This is a genomic window from Pseudoalteromonas sp. A601, from assembly GCF_002165575.1.
In the GTDB taxonomy this organism is placed as follows: Bacteria; Pseudomonadota; Gammaproteobacteria; order Enterobacterales; family Alteromonadaceae; genus Pseudoalteromonas.
The window spans coordinates 192419-209980 of record NZ_MXQF01000005.1 but is presented as its reverse complement, the minus strand read 5'-3'; the positions used below and the strand labels follow the sequence as shown (position 1 = coordinate 209980).

Genomic DNA, 17562 nt, shown 5'->3' with positions numbered 1-17562 from the left:
CTGGCAGTAACTAAGATGTGCCGTTATTATTAAGTGTGAATTTATAAATAATAATAATTTAGGTGTTATGGATACTGAAAAAAAATCGAGTTTGTTTCTATTTGGGTTATTTATTTTCATTATGTTGGTTGGCTTACTCGGGCTATCACTTACCCCCAAATGGAATGAACCGTTAGCAAATAATATATACGCTATAGCTGGGTTATTCGCCTTTAGTGGAGATTGGACACAAGATCTTCATAAAACTCAGCATATGAATATTTTTATTGAGTTTGCACGTTTTGCAGCCCCGCTAACCACGGCTTTAATTTTCTTTGTACTGATTTTTGATGGTGCAAAACAATTATTGGCATTTTTATTACGTCCGCGTACTGGTTTTGAGTTAGTGATAGGTCTTGGTAATAAAGGCTCTGCTATTGCCGTGTCGGCGCTTGAGCAAGGTAAAAAAGTAATAGCGATAGAGCATCAAAGTCAAAATAGTAATATTGCACTGTTAAAACGCCGAGGTGCGATTGTTTTCAATGGTGAAATCAATCTAAAGGTGGTTAAAAAGTTAAATGTACGGCATGCGAAAAATATATTTTTTTGCTGCGGTGATGACAATAAAAATATCGCCATAGCAGAGCAAGTACTCCCTTATTTAAATACTGTTGAAGGCGAAAACTCTCCTCAGGTTTTTGTACATTTACATAGCCGAGTATTGGCTGATAAATTAAATCAATTACCGCGCTTTATGAGTAACACTCAAACTGAATTGCGATTTTGGCGAAAAAGCCAAATTTTAGCGGAGCACTTATTACAGCGTTATCCAATACAGCCTTATGCCAATATTCAAGGTGTATCGCGGGCGCATATTATTATATTTGGCTGTAATGATAATGCGCTAGATTTAGCACGAACGATAGCCAAAAATGCAATTTATAAGAGTTTACAAACGCCAACGATTACGTTCATTACTGATAAGCCGAATGGCAGCTTAAAAGCTGAGTTTGCTGCTATTGTTGCAGCAACACAGTTGAAGGTCATTGAAGAAGATGTTGCTCAGTTAGTTGCTGAGCAGCAACGTCTTGCAATGCTACTAAATGATGTAACACAAGTATATGTATTTGAAAGTGAAAGCTTAAATAGCTTTGAAGTGGCATTGGCGCTACGAAACGCAATGTTTAACCATTGCTTGTTTATGGCACCGATTATTTATGCCACTGATCATGCTGAAATTGGTGATAGTCCCGCGCGGCAAAATCAAAAGATTCCAGATAATTTATATGCTTTCAATAACAATAGTAAAGACATCAATATCAGTGCTATTACCCAACCGCTTGGCAGTTTAATAGCAAAACGCACTCATGAGCACAGTTACTTGGCCAGCAACAATGACGACAGCCAGCCTACCTCATGGCAAGCATTGCCATATAGCTTAAAAGAAGCAAACCGTGCGTTTGCTATGAGTTGGGATAACAAGCTGGCAGCAATTGGCGCACGATTTTGCACAACTGCTCAGGGAATTGAAATCAGTGCCAGTGAGCTTACTCTTATGTCGGCTATGGAGCACACGCGTTGGTGTGCTGAGCGCAGCATTGATGGTTGGCAATTTAATGATGTGCGGTCTAACTTAACCAAGCAGCACCCATTATTAAAACCGTGGGGTGAACTCAACACTCTGCAACAGCAAGGTAACAATGATTTTTTTACAAGTACTGTGACCGACCTACAAACCATGGCTAATAGCAGTGAATTTGAGTTTGGCTTGCAACGAGTCAGAACAATTGCAGTAACAGGGCATCGTTTTAATGATTTAGCGGACTCAAAATACAGCGAGTTGGTAGCCTCGATTGATACTACCTTATTGCAAATTAAACAACGATACCCAAATGATCATTTTCAATTTGTTAGTGGCTTGGCTCAAGGAGCTGATCGGTTAGTTGTTGAGCGCGCCAAAATTATTTTGGGTGCCCCATATATAGCGTTACTGCCAATGGCTTATGAGCTCTATAAAATGGATTTTGATAATGATAATAATGAATTTGAACAATTCATTGCGAAATCACTTTGGTATAGCGAGATCCCACCTGTGTATCAGCATGTTGCTGATATGGAAGAGGTAACTAATCCTGCTCGCGCTAATCAATATGCTGCATTAGGCGCACATTTAGTGGCTATTGCGGATGATTTAATTGCAGTATGGGATGGTAACGCTGGGCGAGGTTTAGGTGGCACCGCAGATGTTGTTGATTGGTGGAAAAATAAAGTTCCAGAAGAGTTTGCAGTGAGCTACCCGTTAAAACCGCAAACTGCGAAAGGTGATTTGTATATTGTTGATTTTGTAAGAGGTAGTTAAATATGAGTGAGTCACAGTTAACTCATCAATATTTAGCATTTATTTCGTATCGTCACGCAGACAATAAACAAACAGGGCGTCAATGGGCAACCTGGTTACACCAAGCAATTGAAACCTATGAAATACCTAAAGATTTAGTTGGTCAAAAGAATGCTCGAGGGGATGTCATCCCAGAACGGATCTTTCCTATTTTTCGTGACGAGGAAGAGCTCCCCGCAGATGCCGATTTAGCCAATGCGATTACTCGAGCACTTGATAATACCGGCTTGTTAATCGTGTTGTGTTCACCTAATGCGGTTGCTTCAACTTATGTAGCTGACGAAATTGATTACTTTAAAAAACTAGGTCGTTCGGATCAAATTATTGCAGCAATGATAGATGGCGAACCAAACGCAAGTTGGGATACCAGTAAACAAGAGCAGGGTTTTACCGCCACTGATGAATGCTTTCCGAAGCCCTTACAATATGCATATGATGCTAACGGTCAGCCTACATCACAACTTGCTGAACCGTTGGCAGCAGATTTTAGGGTTAACCATGATGGGGTACTTGAGCAGGGGTGGGCATCGGTAGAAGCTTATCGACAGTATTTAAAAGCTTTAGGTTCTGTGTCGGCTAAAGTAATAAACGAACGAGTAACTCGTTATCAAGCTCAGCAGCAGCTAATGCTGTTAAAAATTATTGCTGGCATTATCGCAGTACCGCTGGGCGCATTAACAAAGCGCGATCAAGCTTACCAATTAGAGCTTGCTCAGCAAAAAACCAAGCGCTTACGACAATGGTTAAGTGGCGTTGCTATCTTAGCTATTGTTGCAATTGCGGCAGGGTTCATGGCTTTTTTTGCTCAACAACGAGCAGTAAAGAATGAACAATTAGCGACCGAGCAACGTGATGCATCACTGTTAAATCAAAGTCGTTTTTTAATGGATCGAGCGCGCCAAGCGAATAGCAATGGCGAGCACGACCTTGCTTTGTTATTAGGTTTGAATGCGTTACCAGGCCGTTATGGCGGAGAGCGGCCAATGCCTGATGATATTGGTCAAATAAGAACAGCAATTTATGCCACTAATAAGCGCTTTCACTATCAAGGTGCCGAAAATTTTTCACAGGTTGAATTTAATGCAGAGCAAGGTTTGTTTGCTTTGAGTGATGGCAAGTTACAGTATTTGTCATATCATCAAATGGCTCAAGATCAAGAGATTGCCGCAGAGCAGGCGATTGTTGCTTTTGCGCAAAGTGAAGATGCAACAAAATTAGTCACGGCATCAAATAAAGGCCAAGTCACTTTGTGGGATAGTAAATCATTAACGCAGCTAGCAACAACGAAGCTCAATGTAGATATAGTGCAGGTATTGCTAAGTCCAGACGGCAGTATAGTTTACACCTTGTCTGCTATGAATCGTATCATTGCCTGGTCAGTGTCAGAGCAGAAAGTTATTTTTGATCACACAATATCCAACAATTTTACTAATGATAAATTACTTCTAAGTCCAGATGGTAAATATCTCGTGATCTCTCCTGTTGCATTTGGTAAGGCCAGTATATTTGATGCGTTTACAGGAGCCCTGATCAGACATATCGAATTAGATATCAGCTATGGGACGACGAGTAGCTTGGCAAGACAATTGCGCTTTACATCAGATAGTCAAGGTCTATTGATTTATGATAATAAGGGTACTCGAGTTGAAACAATAGTAGCAGGAGAAATCCAAGGGGAAAGCTCAGGAATGCACGCGCTGACCGATAATTCAGGCGAATATATGTTTGTTATGTCGAATTTTCAGCCTATTGTAAATAATGCTACTAATGCTGAATTTATTCGAGGTTTACAAAAAGCGCCAGTCCTTTGGAATATTAAAACAAATACAGGCGGCCCATTGAGCCACTTTGGTGATGTAACTGATGCAGCCTTTACCAGTGATGGTACTATGTTATTGACCATATCTTATAGCACAGTGAGGGTATGGGATGTAAAAACAGGCACAGAAATGACGACTTTTAAATTGCAGGGCGCACCTAAGTTACAGTTGAAAAATAATTTATTACTCGGGGTGTCCAGTAAAGAAAAATCAATTGCGTTGTGGCAACTAGATAAAACTCAACCCCACTTTGCATTATCACCTGATAGTAAAGTATGGGGCAGCCAATTTAGTGCTGATGGTAAGCAACTTTTAACACCAAGTCATGAAAATGAACAGCGTTATTACCTAATCGGTACCGGGCAAGGTGATATCCAGCAAACACTTACATTATGCAATTCAGCTAGACTAGCAGCTAATGCTTGGTCAAAAAGTGGCCGCTACTTAACTGTTAATTGTCAGTTTAACAGTACCAAGGTGTTTGATATTAAAAAAGCTGACTACCTTAAGTTTGGTCAAGACAGCGATGATATTAATATTGCTAATATTGCACTCACAGCTAACGAAGCTCAGCTTGTCCTTTTGAAAAGTGATTGGAAAAGTAACACTCTGTCAAAATTTGATATAGAAAGTAAAGCTTTATTGGCTGAGTTTAAATTAGCGGATGATATTACGGTTGATAAACTTATAGTTAGTGAGACAGGCCTGTTTGCACTTACCACAAGCTATAATGCGGGTGGGCAAGTATATAACTTAAATACAGCCATGCAGATTGCCACAATAGATAAGTTGAGCAACATTGATAGTGGATTTTTTATTGAAGCGACGCAGCGGTTGATAGTGCAAAAGTCAAAACGTAGTTTGCTTATGTATGATCTCAACACTGGGGAGTTGCTGAAACAATTGGAATTTGATTCTGACATTAAATCGTACAAATCACATCAACAACAATTTATTGTTGGTTTAAAAGATCAAGAATTAATCGTGTATGATAGCCAAAACGCACAGGAACAGCATCGCTTCAATACCTTAACTGAACCTAATAACTTAACGGCCACTGTGTCGAATAAGTACGTTATTTTAAATGGCAGCAAGCCGAGCATATATGAAGTTGCAACTGGAAAACTATTTTATCAAAGTGAGGATTATCAAAATCAATCGTTGGCGTTTGATGAACAAAATGACCGTCTATTGCTGCTTTCAAATACGAATAAAGTATATACATTGCCAGCAATTAGCGAGGGTATCGCACAAGCAGCAATCAATGCACTTCCTTATAAACGTCATTGTCTAACAAATAAAGAACGCGAAGAAAACTTTATTTCGCCGTTAAAGAAACAACAGCAATTGAACAGAGGTTGTTTGGGAATTAATTAATGCACACTATGGCTACAAAAGCACCGATAACCAAAAACTAAAGCTAACTACACTTAATACAGTTGAAAGTACCACGGCACCTGCAAGCGTAACTTGGTGTTTACCAATTTGGCTAGCAATGAGGTAGGCGTTTACCCCAACAGGAGAGGCGCTTAACAGTACCAACACATTTAAAATTTCTCTATCGAGTGAAAATGCATAGCTGCCTATTAAAAACACCCCTGCAGGCAGTACAAAGATTTTCATTAATGACGCTATTAACGCCGGTTGCCAATTAGCCGCGATTTTGTAAAATGCTAAGTTAGCGCCTAATACAAACAGCGCACAGGCTATGGCAGGCGTTGCGAGCAACTCTAAACTATTGGCTAAATTATCAAACAAGTGTATACCACTTATGTTGAGCAAAAGCCCACAACCTATGCTCAATACAATAGGATTTAGCACCATACTCTTGATAAAGGTTGGCCATGAAAATGCGTGTTCACTGCCTTTTGCGCCTATCAAATACGTCAATGCGAATAATAATGCGCTATGAAAAGTAATAATCATAAACGCTATGGCTATCATGTCTTTGCCTAATGAGGCTATGACGATAGGTATGCCCACAAGTACCATGTTTGAATAACTTGACGCTAAGCCAAATACGCCATGTTCTTGATAGTTTTTTTGTTTAGCCAGATAAAAACGGTCGATAATAATGCCGCTGGTAAATACCAACAAGACAGGAATGTAGAAGCTCAAAAAAGCAGATAGACTAATACTTTGCTGTAAGTCGATACGGGACATATTTAATAACAAGAAGGCAGGTAAACTAACATAAAAAGTAAACTTGCTTAGTCCTGCGATGTGCTGTTGTTGAAAAAACTTTAACTTACAGCAGCTGTAACCAAGGGCAACAATAAAGATCAGTGGAAAAATAATTGAAAAAATATGCACTGCTTTATTGCCCTAAATTTAAAGTGGTTGGAAAATCAAAAATGGTGTTTATCGCCTGAACTCATCATTTTGCGGTAGATTGATCAAAATGAGCACAGCTCCTTTTCCACCATATTCAAGGGGGGCTTGGTGAATCGCGATTACATCGGGGTGTTGTACAAGGTATTGCGGGACTTTATGTCTGAGGATGTGTCCACCAATACCATGAACGACGCAAGCACAGTAATAATGCTTTTTTTTGCATTCATGAATTAAGCCTGCTAACTCGTCTTTGGCAATTTCTTTATTTAAACCGTGTAAATCCAAGGTTAGATCGGGAATAAAATCCCCACGACGCAATTGCTTAGCTAAAAAGCGGTCTTGACCATCTTGCACATAATTAACTGTACCGTTAGTGTCTATGTCTGGCACATATTCATCAGAAAAGAAAAATTCTGACTGTTGTTGCTTTTTTTGCTGGGCAAATTGCTTCGCTTGTGACACTTTAGGTTTATTAGCAAAACGATGGGTGTCTTGTTTAAATACACGGGCACCGTTAATACTTTGACGAAACAAGTCAATGTCGTCAGTGCTGATTTGGCTGTTTGAGTGAGGATCTTTTTTCATAGCGGCAGTCTAAACAAAAAAATGCTAAAAATCGAGTAAAAACCGATGTTGAAACGAGTTACAATAGGGCAATCAAGAGGTTAATCCACCTCGATTGAATATACATTTTTTGAAAGTAAGCAGGCAGATAACACACATGAGCGAATTACTAATAGAAGAAGCAACCTTAGATGAAGCTGTTGCAGAACTTTCAACATTGCATGACTGGTTACGTTGGACGACTAGCCAGTTTGCCAGCAGTGGTATCTTCTTTGGCCACGGGACCGACAATGCATGGGATGAAGCGGTTAGCTTATTACTTCCTGCATTGAGTTTACCAGTTGATGCGCCAAAAGAGTTAATGCATGCACGGTTAACCAGTACGGAAAAGAACCGTTTAGCCGGTTTAATCGCAGAGCGAATTAACGATTTTACACCAGTTCCTTATTTAACAAACATCGCATGGTTTGCAAATATGCCATTTTACGTTGATGAGCGCGTACTAATTCCACGCTCGCCGTTTGCTGAGCTTATTAATAATCGTTTTACACCGTGGTTAGAGCAGCCTGAATCGGTGAACCGTATTTTAGACTTATGCACTGGCTCTGGCTGTATTGCGATTGCGCTTGCACAAGCATTTGACGATGCACAAGTTGATGCGGTTGATATTTCTTATGAAGCGCTTGAAGTGGCTGATATCAATATTACTGATTACCAATTAAATGATCGCGTATTGCCAATACAATCTGATGTATTTAGTGGTGTGCCAGGACAAAAATACGATCTGATCGTCGCTAATCCACCGTATGTTGACGCTGAGGATATGGCAGATTTACCGCGTGAGTTCCACCATGAACCAGAACTTGGCCTTGCATCTGGTCACGATGGCCTAGATGTTACCCGCACAATTTTAAGTGAAGCGGCAGAACATCTAACTGATAACGGTTTGTTATTTGTCGAAGTGGGCAACTCTATGGTACACATGGATGCACTTTACCCTGGCGCGCCGTTTGAATGGATTGAATTTGAACAAGGCGGCTTAGGTGTGTTTGTGATCAGCAAAAAGCAATTAATCGCTTATTTTGCTGACTAAAAAAGTTAAAAATTAAAGCCGAGCCCTAGGCTCGGTACTCAGTAGTCATTAGGAATGAGGAAAACAATGGCAGGTAATAGCATAGGGCAGTTGTTTAAAGTGTCCACCTTTGGCGAGAGCCATGGCGTCGCATTAGGCGGCGTTGTGGATGGCACGCCCGCAGGCCTTGAAATCACAGAGGCCGACTTACAAATAGATTTAGACCGTCGTAAACCAGGGCAAAGCCGCTATACAACGCAGCGCCGTGAAGACGATCAAATAAAAATTCTTTCAGGCGTATTTGAAGGTAAAACCACCGGAACTAGCATTGGTTTACTAATTGAAAACACCGATCAACGCTCAAAAGATTACGGCAAAATTAAAGATGTATTTCGCCCAGGTCACGGCGATTATACCTATTGGCATAAATACGGCTTGCGCGATTATCGCGGCGGTGGACGATCATCTGCCCGTGAAACCGCAATACGCGTAGCTGCAGGCAGCATTGCTAAAAAATACCTAAAACAATTTCATGGTATTGAAGTACGTGCATGTTTAAGCCAACTAGGGCCAATAAAAGCTGAGAACTATGATTGGGATGAAGTAGAAAACAACCTGTTTTTCTTTCCTGACGCCAGTAAAATTGAAGCATTAGACGAGTACATGCGAGATTTAAAAAAGCAGGGTGACTCAGTAGGCGCCAAGGTCAAAGTAGTCGCTAAAAACGTACCCGTTGGCCTAGGTGAGCCGGTTTTTGATAGACTTGATGCAGAACTAGCACATTCACTGATGAGCATTAACGCAGTAAAAGGCGTTGAAATTGGTGATGGTTTTGATGTGGTTGAGCAAAAAGGCTCAGAGCACCGTGATGAACTAACACCTGATGGTTTTACTTCAAATCATGCTGGTGGCGTTTTGGCCGGTATTTCCACAGGGCAAGATATTATTGCCTCTATTGCGCTCAAACCAACATCAAGTATTACAATACCTGGCAACAGCATTAATACAGAAAATGAAGCGGTTGAGATGATCACCAAAGGTCGTCATGACCCGTGTGTTGGTATTCGTGCTATTCCAATAGCCGAAGCCATGATGGCGATTACGTTAATGGACCATTTATTGCGCCAGCGTGGGCAAAACCCACATGTGAGTCATGAGCATGGGCCCATTAACGGCTCGGTTTAAATGATTAGACTTTGCTGAAAGTCAGTTTTACTTTTTAAAACGCGATTTTTATCGCGTTTTTTTCGCTTTGTAGAAGGAAAATAAATGCAATTTCTGTGCTGCAACGTTGGAACGCTGAACCTATAACTGAAACGGGTATTGTACCAGCGGATGAAGCTGGCATTGATGTTAGTTAAAAATGAATGTTTATTAAAATATTTCGGGGGCTGAGCCCCCGTGTTTAGTTTAAAATTTGATTAGTGGTAATGAGCTGTTTTTTTGATCTGTCCAGTGCACTAACTGAGTGTTTGGATAGGGTTTTATTGGCGATAATTCACTGATTTCTATGGCATCTAAAAACAGTTGGCTGTTTGTTAATACAACCCATTCAGAGCCCAGTGCCGTTAACTTGTTTGCACTATGCTTAAACTTGATTAATGCTTTATCAAAGTAAGCACTGTGTGCTTGGATCACTGGCAATAAATCTATATGGATATTGATGAGCAGGATCAGGTTTACTTTTCCAATGAAAAACAAGTTTTTAGATTAAACAAAAACAATGAGCTTGAAACTGTTTGGCAATCACCTATAAAAGAGATCATCGGCCTGAGCGCAGAAGTGTCGACGATGACAGTCACACTTGCAGATAGAGACGGTTATGTGATGAACGAAATAGATCTTAAAACAGGTAGTAATAGAGCCATATTCACCGGCAAAGATGATGGGAAAATGCTAATAAATGCATCCCATGATTTTCAGCAGTTTCTTTATTTAACAGAGCCGAAAAGAACACGTACCTTAGTGCGCTTAAATTAACAGTTTCGATAAGTGATCAAGCGTTAATTTATGATTTAAAGTGAGGTGGTTATGAAGACAAATACGCAGCACCAAGCAACTTTAAAACGCTTAGAAAGGTTTAGCCGGTTTACCGACAGCAGTATAGGTATTCCTTTTACTCGATTTAAATTTGGAGTTGAGGCGCTGATTGGAGTTATTCCCGGCGTTGGAGATGCTGCCGGACTAATACTTTCAAGTTATGTACTAATTGAGGCTCAGCGCCTTGGAGTTGGATGGCGAATAAAGTCTCGTATCATTTTAAATATGCTAATTGATTTTGTAGGTGGATTAATTCCATTTTTTGGCGATATTTTTGATGCTTACTTTAAAGCTAATACGCGAAATACTCAGCTGTTAAAGCGTTATCTTCATGAGCGTAGTAATATGGCAGAAACCTAAATTTCTCACTAAATATATCTAAGTAGTATAACGCAAGGCTTTTTACTTTCCTGTTAAAAGCCCGTACAATTCGCCTCGATTTTAGCGAGTACTTATTCCTGTTTACTGAGGCGAATTATTAAACCTTATGCACCAAATAGCCGATCTAATATCTATTTTTGAGTCAACTTTTTATCAAAGCCATAATACGCGCTTAGTTAAAGGTGAGCATGAGCCTATTTATATTCCCGCTAATGCTAATACTTCGTTTCATCAAATCGTGTTTGCTCATGGTTTCTACGCTAGTGCATTGCACGAGATTGCTCACTGGCTGGTGGCCGGAGAAGAGCGTCGTCTAGTAGAAGACTATGGTTATTGGTATTGTCCTGATGGCCGTGATAAAGCGCAGCAGGCTGAGTTTGAGGCGGTTGAAGTAAAGCCGCAAGCTATTGAATGGGCACTCAGTGTTGCTGCAGGGTTTGATTTTAATGTCTCGGTTGATAATTTAAATGGTGAGCAAACCTGTCGATTTGATTTCCAAAAGCGTGTACATCAACAGCTTCAACAACTAATAAAGAATGGCTTTAATTTTCGCACAACTGCACTTTTAAAAGCGTTAAGTGATTTTTATAACACGCCATGGCCTTTAACTGCAGCGCAGTTTGTATGGCAACAGCCTCAGGAGTTTAGTGATGCAATTTAAATTAGGTTTAATCGTTAATCCGGTCGCAGGATTAGGTGGCAGTGTCGCACTTAAAGGTAGTGATGATGTTGTGGCTAAAGCAATAGAGCTTGGCGCAGAGCCGAAAGCCAATTTACGCACTAAAGCGGCGCTTGAGGTATTGCTGCCTTATCAAGACAAAATAACAATTTATACTGTTAGTGACCTAATGGGTGAGCATACAGCGAAAGAGCTTGGTTTTAATACCGAAGTTGTTTATCAATATGAAGATGAAACCTGCGCTGATGATACTGAAAATGCAGCTAAAGCCTTGCAAAAGGTAGGTGTAGATTTAATATTGTTTGCTGGTGGCGATGGTACCGCACGCAATATTTGTCATGCGGTGGACGACAGCGTACCAGTGCTTGGCATTCCTGCTGGCTGTAAAATTCATTCTGGTGTTTATGCCATTACTCCTAAAGCGGCGGGGCGTGTTGTTGAGATGTTGGTAAAAGGTGAGCTCGTAACGTTAGCTGATGCAGATGTTATGGATATCGACGAAGATGCCTTTCGCCAAGGAACAGTAAAAGCAAAACGCTATGGTGAAATGCAAGTACCGAGTGAAGTACGTTATGTACAAGCCGTTAAAAATGGCGGTAAAGAAACTGATGAATTAGTACTTGCTGATATTGCAGCTTACGTGGTGTCAGAAATGGAAGAAGATACTCAGTACATTATGGGCAGTGGCTCAACCGTTGAGGCCATAATGGAAGAAATGGGTCTGAATAACACTTTATTAGGTGTTGATTTAGTACAAGATCAAACCCTTATAGAACAAGATTTAACCGCTCAACAATTAATTGATTTAACGAAAGGTGTACCAACAAAGTTGGTGATCACGTTGATCGGCGGGCAAGGGCATATATTTGGCCGAGGTAATCAACAATTAAGTCCAGTGCTCATCCGTGCAATCGGTAAAGACAATATTATCGTTGTGGCAACCAAAAAAAAATTACAGGCCTTAGGTGGCCGGCCGCTCATTGCTGATACTGGCGATAGCGAATTAGATGATGAATTAAGCGGTTATATTCGGGTAACAACCGGGTTTAACGACCATGTTATGTATGCTGTGGGTCACCAAGACACCCTGCAAGTACAGGAGAAATAAATGAGTTTAGTAAGTTACATTGAGGCAGCACAGCAGTATTTTGACGATTTAGTAATAAAAGCTACTGACGATGAATTGTTTGCCGGTGGTTATTTACGCGGCCATTTCGATTTAGCTGTTGGGTATGCGCAAGTTGAAGAACTTAATTTAGAAGTGTCAGAGCTCAATGAAACCGTTGAAAAAAGTCTAGTTAAAGCGTATCGCAATGGCGAGCTAAATGAAGAAGATAAAGCTTTAGTGGTTAGATTATGGGAAGAAGTAAAAGCACTCGCATAATGTACAACAGTTAATCGCGATACTTAAAAACGGCTTATAGGTTGAAATGTAAGAAGACTTGAAGTTGAACTCTGTTAATAATCAAATAATTATACCAATAATCGTTTAATGAAACAGAGTTCACATGGAGGTTAACCAAGTTTCAAATCAATTAAAAGCCCTTATCTGAGATAAGCACCTTATTAAGCTTGCAAAAACCTCTGGATTTCAAGTTCGACACCGTTGCCTACTCATCTTTTCTCTGCTCAAAGCTGTATTCAAAAGCTTATCTTACCTGCAAGATGGCTCTTCATTTGCTCAATTAGCTCAGGCTTTTGTAGGTCGCTTTACAGTCATTAGTCCTGCCGCCATCGAGTTGCATGTTACCTATTTAAAGAACAACCATTGTGAAATGGACTTCCGCTCTGATGTTGAAATTGAGCGAGCCTTTTTACTTGGCAGCCACATGACCGCTGCTCCTTAAGCACTAAGTTATGAAAAACGATTAAAAAATTAAAAGTTAGGCTAAAACATCATTAAAATCATTTATCACATCAAATACAGAAAAATAAAATATCTCTAATACATCATTTAAATATCCGTTCTTTATTATCCCATATACAGCCTAATAATCTGCTGCTAGCTTGATTATAGGTTTCAGGAACCTTAGCTAAAAAAATATGACACATTAAATTAATTATAACGAGTAATAAAAAGGGTGTTGAGAGATGAGTATATTTAAGAAAAATAAAATAGGTCTACTTTTAGGTGTTACCGCAATAACATTAAGTATGACAGTCGCAGCAATGGATAGAATCCCTGTTCGTTTTATTGTAGCTGCTGATAGTCACAGCGGGTCAGGAAAACGAGCGTCAACTTCAGATTTAGATGATGGTATCAATCAGTTAAATACTTTTTATAGTGATATTGACGTAGAATTTTATCGAGATGAAATTATTTATATTACAAACGATGATGTTGATGGCATTAATGATGATGATTGGAATACCGATAATGAAGAAGATGTAAAACCATGGTTTTCATATGGAAAAATGAATATTATCGTTGCTAGTCTTGACGGTTTAAATGGTCATGCATATTGGAACTATGAAGGAAGAGATGTAATAGAGATAGAGCCAAATAAACTAGACACCTCTACAATTGCACATGAAGTTGGCCATAGTTTAAGCTTGAAACATACTTATTCAGGTTGGGATGATGAAACAATAGCGGTAATGGAAGGTTCAAGCGGCTATAAATACGGTGATAATATCATTGATACTCCTGTTGATCCTGGAGAGAGAGCAAACTTTGATGACTGTGAATGGATAGGTAGTGATGAAGACAGTAATGGTGAAGAATATGACCCTGATGGATTTAACATCATGGGCAAAGGTCAAAACGAGTGCCGAGATAAATTTAGTAATGCACAAAATAAACGCATGAAACGTATCGTTCAAACTCATAAATTTCATTTATTTGATAAATATGGTTCGAATCAAAATCCAAATTGCTCTAATTCACCTAAAGTAACAAGTTATCCGAGCAGAGAGCAATTTAATTATGAAGATGAGGTTAGTGATACTCCTTGGGTACAAGATGCTTTTAACGATGATGAGTTTTCTTGGAAATTAGATTTTGATACCAGCTCTTCAAGTACAGGTGCAAATGAACCATATGAAGGCCAAAGTTTTGCACATATTGATTCCAGCCATGAATTTCTAAGTGATAATGACGAAATAGCAATGCTTAGTCCTTGTTATGATATTACCAATAAAGACTTCGCTGAGGTTAGATTTAGATATCATATGTATGGTAGTGATATCGGTGAACTTACCTTAGAGATAACTGAAGATAACGGTTTAAATTGGAATGAACTATGGTCCAAAAGTGGAGAACAACATAGTTCAGGAAACAGTAGTTGGAGTACTGCAACAATATCTCTTGATCACTACCTTGGTAAAGATGTACAACTACGTTTAACTGGAAAGGTTAAAGGTGGTGGCAAGGGCGATATATCGGTCGATGATATCAAATTTTCTGCCAGTGGCGATACTGGAGGAAATGGAAGCCAAACAATATCTATAGCTATTCAAAGTGGTAGTGATGATGCTGAAGAAATGGTTAGCTCTGGTGAAGTAAACCTTTCTAGTTCTGATTTAGAGCTTGTTGAAGAGAGTGGCTCAAGCGCTAAAGAGCAATTAGTCGGCTTACGATTCGATAATGCAAATATACCAGCAGATGCAACGATTGAAAGTGCGACAATTCAGTTTACAGTAGATGCAACAAATACAGGAAACACCAACTTAACAATATATGGGCATTATAGTGGTAATTCTGACACTTTTAGCTCAAGTGATGATGATATCTCTGATCGACCACTAACTTCTGCCTCTGTTAATTGGACTCCTGAAGTGTGGGATGTAATAGGTCGTAAGAGCAATAATGAAAAAACACCTGATCTTAAAAGTATCGTTCAAGAACTTGTGAATAAGTCAACTTGGGATACTGACAGTGCTGTTACTTTTATTATTTCAGGTGAAGGAGAAAGAGAAGCTGAATCTTACGAAGGTACTGAAGGTGGTGAAGCTGTTTTAACCATAACTTATTCAAACTAACACTACCGCGCTGATATTTTCAGCGCAATTCCTCAATTAATAAATTTCTTTATCAATAAATAGTTAGTTAACTTGTTAAACTAAAAAGCATTTACCAATTCTCTGGTTAATGCTTTTGTATACTTTTAAAAGAAGGCATCTTTCATACCAAGCACCTGAAAATATTCATTAATTAAATAAAGGGTGTTGTAGTTTTTTTATATCAGATTGCTCATAGTCAGTCACAGCAAATAATAATTTATTATCTTCAGGAACAACAATGAGTGGACTGGTATACGAAAAAGTCTTACTAGGAAACTTTGCTAATGGTCGAGATTTTTCTGATGCATAGTCAAAAAAATTGATTTGTTGTCCATTAGAAACCGCTGCTCGATAATAAATTCCTTTATCCGTTGTTCCCCAAAAATACTTCTCTTTCATATTTTTTCTTGAAATAAGAGCTCTTGCAGGCGACTCTGTTTGGGAACTGGATAGTATTTGCTGCCACAAGCCCCCCTTCTTTCGGCTATATATTAATTTATTTTTATCCGTCATGACGCCAAATCGACCGCCATTAAAGGTCAATCGCTTAACTTCGCCAGTATCTATCGATATTAGGTGTAAATCAGTTTCATTTTCAGTGGATACCGCTGAAATAATAGCATCATCATTAATACTCCATGTTGGACGATTATGATCGTTAAAAGGACTGTTTACTTTCATGATCTGCTTAGTTGCAACGTCAATCGTATAAACTTTTAAACCCTCCTCATCTTCAAAAGGTGCAAGAAAAACCAATTTTTTGCCATTGTGAGACCAGCGAGGAAAACTTATATTTACTCCAAAGTCCGTTAATTGTATTCGCTCTTTACCATGCTTATTAGAAAGCCAAATTTCATACACGCCTGTTTCGTTTGAAACATAAGCTATTTGTTTAGAAATGCTCGAATAGTCAGGCTGTCGTTGGCTAAAGTTTGATAATAATATTGGTTCAGGGCTGGAAGCGATAGCTTGATCCAAACTTAACGATTTTATTTGATATTTTCTTAACCTTTTCTGATAAAAAAGTGAATTATCCACTCGATTAAAAACAGGGAAACTAAAACCATCCACATTTAATAATTTTTTTTCTTTAGTTTTGGTATTAAGCCAATATCCGGTTCGGATACCTGATTTACGGTCACCGTAAACTAAATGCACATTATCTGAATGCCAACTTAAGCCACGTACATCCTCTATTCCTTCAGTAATACGTTGAGTTTCTTTTGTAGCTATGTCAATAATATAAATATCCTCACTGTATTTATTAAACCTTCTTGTAACAGCTAAGGATTTTCCGTCTGGTGAAAAAGCCATATCTCTATCTTTAAACTTGCAACCAGTAGCACAAGAAAAGCGTACTGGTTTAGCATTACTACTCGTTAAATCTAGCAAATAAATTCCACTTTCTTCAGAATCAATATCCTCACTATGAAAGGCTAGAGTTTTATCATCTGGGGAAATATCAAGGTAATTATGTCTGCTTTTCAAAGGACATGTAGCAACTATCTTCTCAAACATACTTTTAATATCTAATTGAATATAATCACAAAATTTTTTTCTAGAATCCTGACGAGCATAAAATAAATAATTTCCATCATTACTCCATACTGAATGTCGTTCTTTTGCTTTATCAAATGTCAATTGACGAGGCTGAACATCGGGCTGCTGCAGATCTTTCAAATATAAATTTGCAATATCATTTTGATCTGTCATACGATAAACAATAAACCTTCCATTTGGTGATACCGAAACATATAATTCCTCACCTGGATCAGAGGTTATTGTTTCCACGCTCGCGTGTTTAACTTGCTTATTATTTGCTATGTATAACCAACAAATGGAAAATATAAACATGAGTAAACTTGAAAGTTTTATTAAAAAAGCATACGCACTTGGTTTATTCTTTTTAGGCAATGCGCATTCTGTGAAATCACTTCTTTCGTGCTCTACTGTTACAGGTTCTACTAATAACCTATAACCGGCCTTTCTAATTGTCTCAATTATTTGCTGACTTTCACCGTCATGCTTAAAGCTATTTCTTAGATTCCAAATAACGTTAGTTAACGATTTTTCTCCTACATAGCTATTACCTTTCCAGATCTTTTCTATTAACTCCTCTCGAGGAATAATCCTAGGATGGTGTTCAACAAGATAATTTAGTACTTCAACCCATTTAGGTTGTAAAGACTGTTTTTCATTATTCTCAAACTGAATAGCAAATTCATGGGGGTAAACAATGTATTTGCCAAGTTTATAAGTTTGTTCAATTTTCATTTAATTACCTACACTAACA

At 38.8% G+C, this 17562-nt stretch carries 14 protein-coding genes; 10 read left to right on the top strand and 4 right to left on the bottom strand.

Annotation, left to right across the window (positions count from 1 at the left end):
* Positions 1-67: 67 nt before the first annotated feature.
* A complete protein-coding gene (locus tag B5G52_RS06040) occupies positions 68-2338 on the top strand; it encodes an NAD-binding protein (protein WP_087531767.1) in 2271 nt (756 codons plus the stop codon).
* A 2-nt stretch (positions 2339-2340) separates the two neighbouring features.
* Positions 2341-5574 (top strand): toll/interleukin-1 receptor domain-containing protein, encoded by a 3234-nt coding sequence (locus B5G52_RS06035; protein ID WP_087531766.1) that lies wholly within the window; start codon positions 2341-2343, stop codon positions 5572-5574.
* A 12-nt stretch (positions 5575-5586) separates the two neighbouring features.
* Here the strand turns inward: B5G52_RS06035 and B5G52_RS06030 are convergent, their stop codons facing one another.
* Positions 5587-6510: an AEC family transporter gene (locus B5G52_RS06030; RefSeq protein ID WP_087531765.1), complete on the bottom strand. Its 924-nt coding sequence runs from the start codon at positions 6508-6510 to the stop codon at positions 5587-5589.
* Between the two features lie 48 nt (positions 6511-6558).
* On the bottom strand, positions 6559-7116 hold the full coding sequence (gene smrB, locus B5G52_RS06025; RefSeq protein WP_087531764.1) for an endonuclease SmrB: 558 nt from the start codon (positions 7114-7116) through the stop codon (positions 6559-6561).
* 136 nt (positions 7117-7252) lie between these two features.
* Here smrB and prmB point away from each other — a divergent pair, with 136 nt between their 5' ends.
* The gene (gene prmB / locus B5G52_RS06020; protein ID WP_087531763.1) at positions 7253-8188 is read left to right on the top strand and encodes a 50S ribosomal protein L3 N(5)-glutamine methyltransferase; all 936 of its coding nucleotides are present in this window, start codon (positions 7253-7255) and stop codon (positions 8186-8188) included.
* 66 nt (positions 8189-8254) lie between these two features.
* Entirely contained in the window at positions 8255-9352 is a 1098-nt protein-coding gene (aroC, locus tag B5G52_RS06015; RefSeq protein ID WP_087531762.1) for a chorismate synthase, read from the top strand.
* Positions 9353-9577: 225 nt separating this feature from the next.
* Here aroC and B5G52_RS06010 read toward each other — a convergent pair whose 3' ends face one another.
* The gene (locus B5G52_RS06010) at positions 9578-9805 is read right to left on the bottom strand and encodes a hypothetical protein (RefSeq protein ID WP_176372512.1); all 228 of its coding nucleotides are present in this window, start codon (positions 9803-9805) and stop codon (positions 9578-9580) included.
* Between the two features lie 15 nt (positions 9806-9820).
* Between B5G52_RS06010 and B5G52_RS06005 the strand changes: the two genes are divergently transcribed.
* The 6 genes from B5G52_RS06005 to B5G52_RS05980 all read left to right on the top strand — a co-directional run bounded on the left by B5G52_RS06005 (position 9821) and on the right by B5G52_RS05980 (position 15248).
* Positions 9821-10147 carry a hypothetical protein gene (locus B5G52_RS06005; protein WP_176372511.1) on the top strand — a complete coding sequence of 109 codons (327 nt, stop codon included), beginning with the start codon at positions 9821-9823 and terminating at the stop codon, positions 10145-10147.
* 51 nt (positions 10148-10198) lie between these two features.
* Positions 10199-10567, top strand: coding sequence for a DUF4112 domain-containing protein (locus tag B5G52_RS06000; RefSeq protein ID WP_087531761.1), 369 nt, complete (start codon positions 10199-10201; stop codon positions 10565-10567).
* A 127-nt stretch (positions 10568-10694) separates the two neighbouring features.
* Positions 10695-11249, top strand: a complete 555-nt coding sequence (locus B5G52_RS05995; protein WP_087531760.1) for an elongation factor P hydroxylase — start codon at positions 10695-10697, stop codon at positions 11247-11249.
* Positions 11239-12375, top strand: a complete 1137-nt coding sequence (locus tag B5G52_RS05990) for an ATP-NAD kinase family protein (RefSeq protein WP_087531759.1) — start codon at positions 11239-11241, stop codon at positions 12373-12375. Before B5G52_RS05995 ends, B5G52_RS05990 begins: the two co-directional genes overlap by 11 nt.
* Entirely contained in the window at positions 12376-12651 is a 276-nt protein-coding gene (locus tag B5G52_RS05985; protein ID WP_087531758.1) for a YfcL family protein, read from the top strand. It begins immediately after the preceding gene.
* Positions 12652-13358: 707 nt separating this feature from the next.
* Positions 13359-15248, top strand: coding sequence for a M43 family zinc metalloprotease (locus B5G52_RS05980; protein ID WP_087531757.1), 1890 nt, complete (start codon positions 13359-13361; stop codon positions 15246-15248).
* 168 nt (positions 15249-15416) lie between these two features.
* Here the strand turns inward: B5G52_RS05980 and B5G52_RS05975 are convergent, their stop codons facing one another.
* Positions 15417-17543 carry a winged helix-turn-helix domain-containing protein gene (locus B5G52_RS05975; protein ID WP_087531756.1) on the bottom strand — a complete coding sequence of 709 codons (2127 nt, stop codon included), beginning with the start codon at positions 17541-17543 and terminating at the stop codon, positions 15417-15419.
* Between the last annotated feature and the right edge of the window lie 19 nt (positions 17544-17562).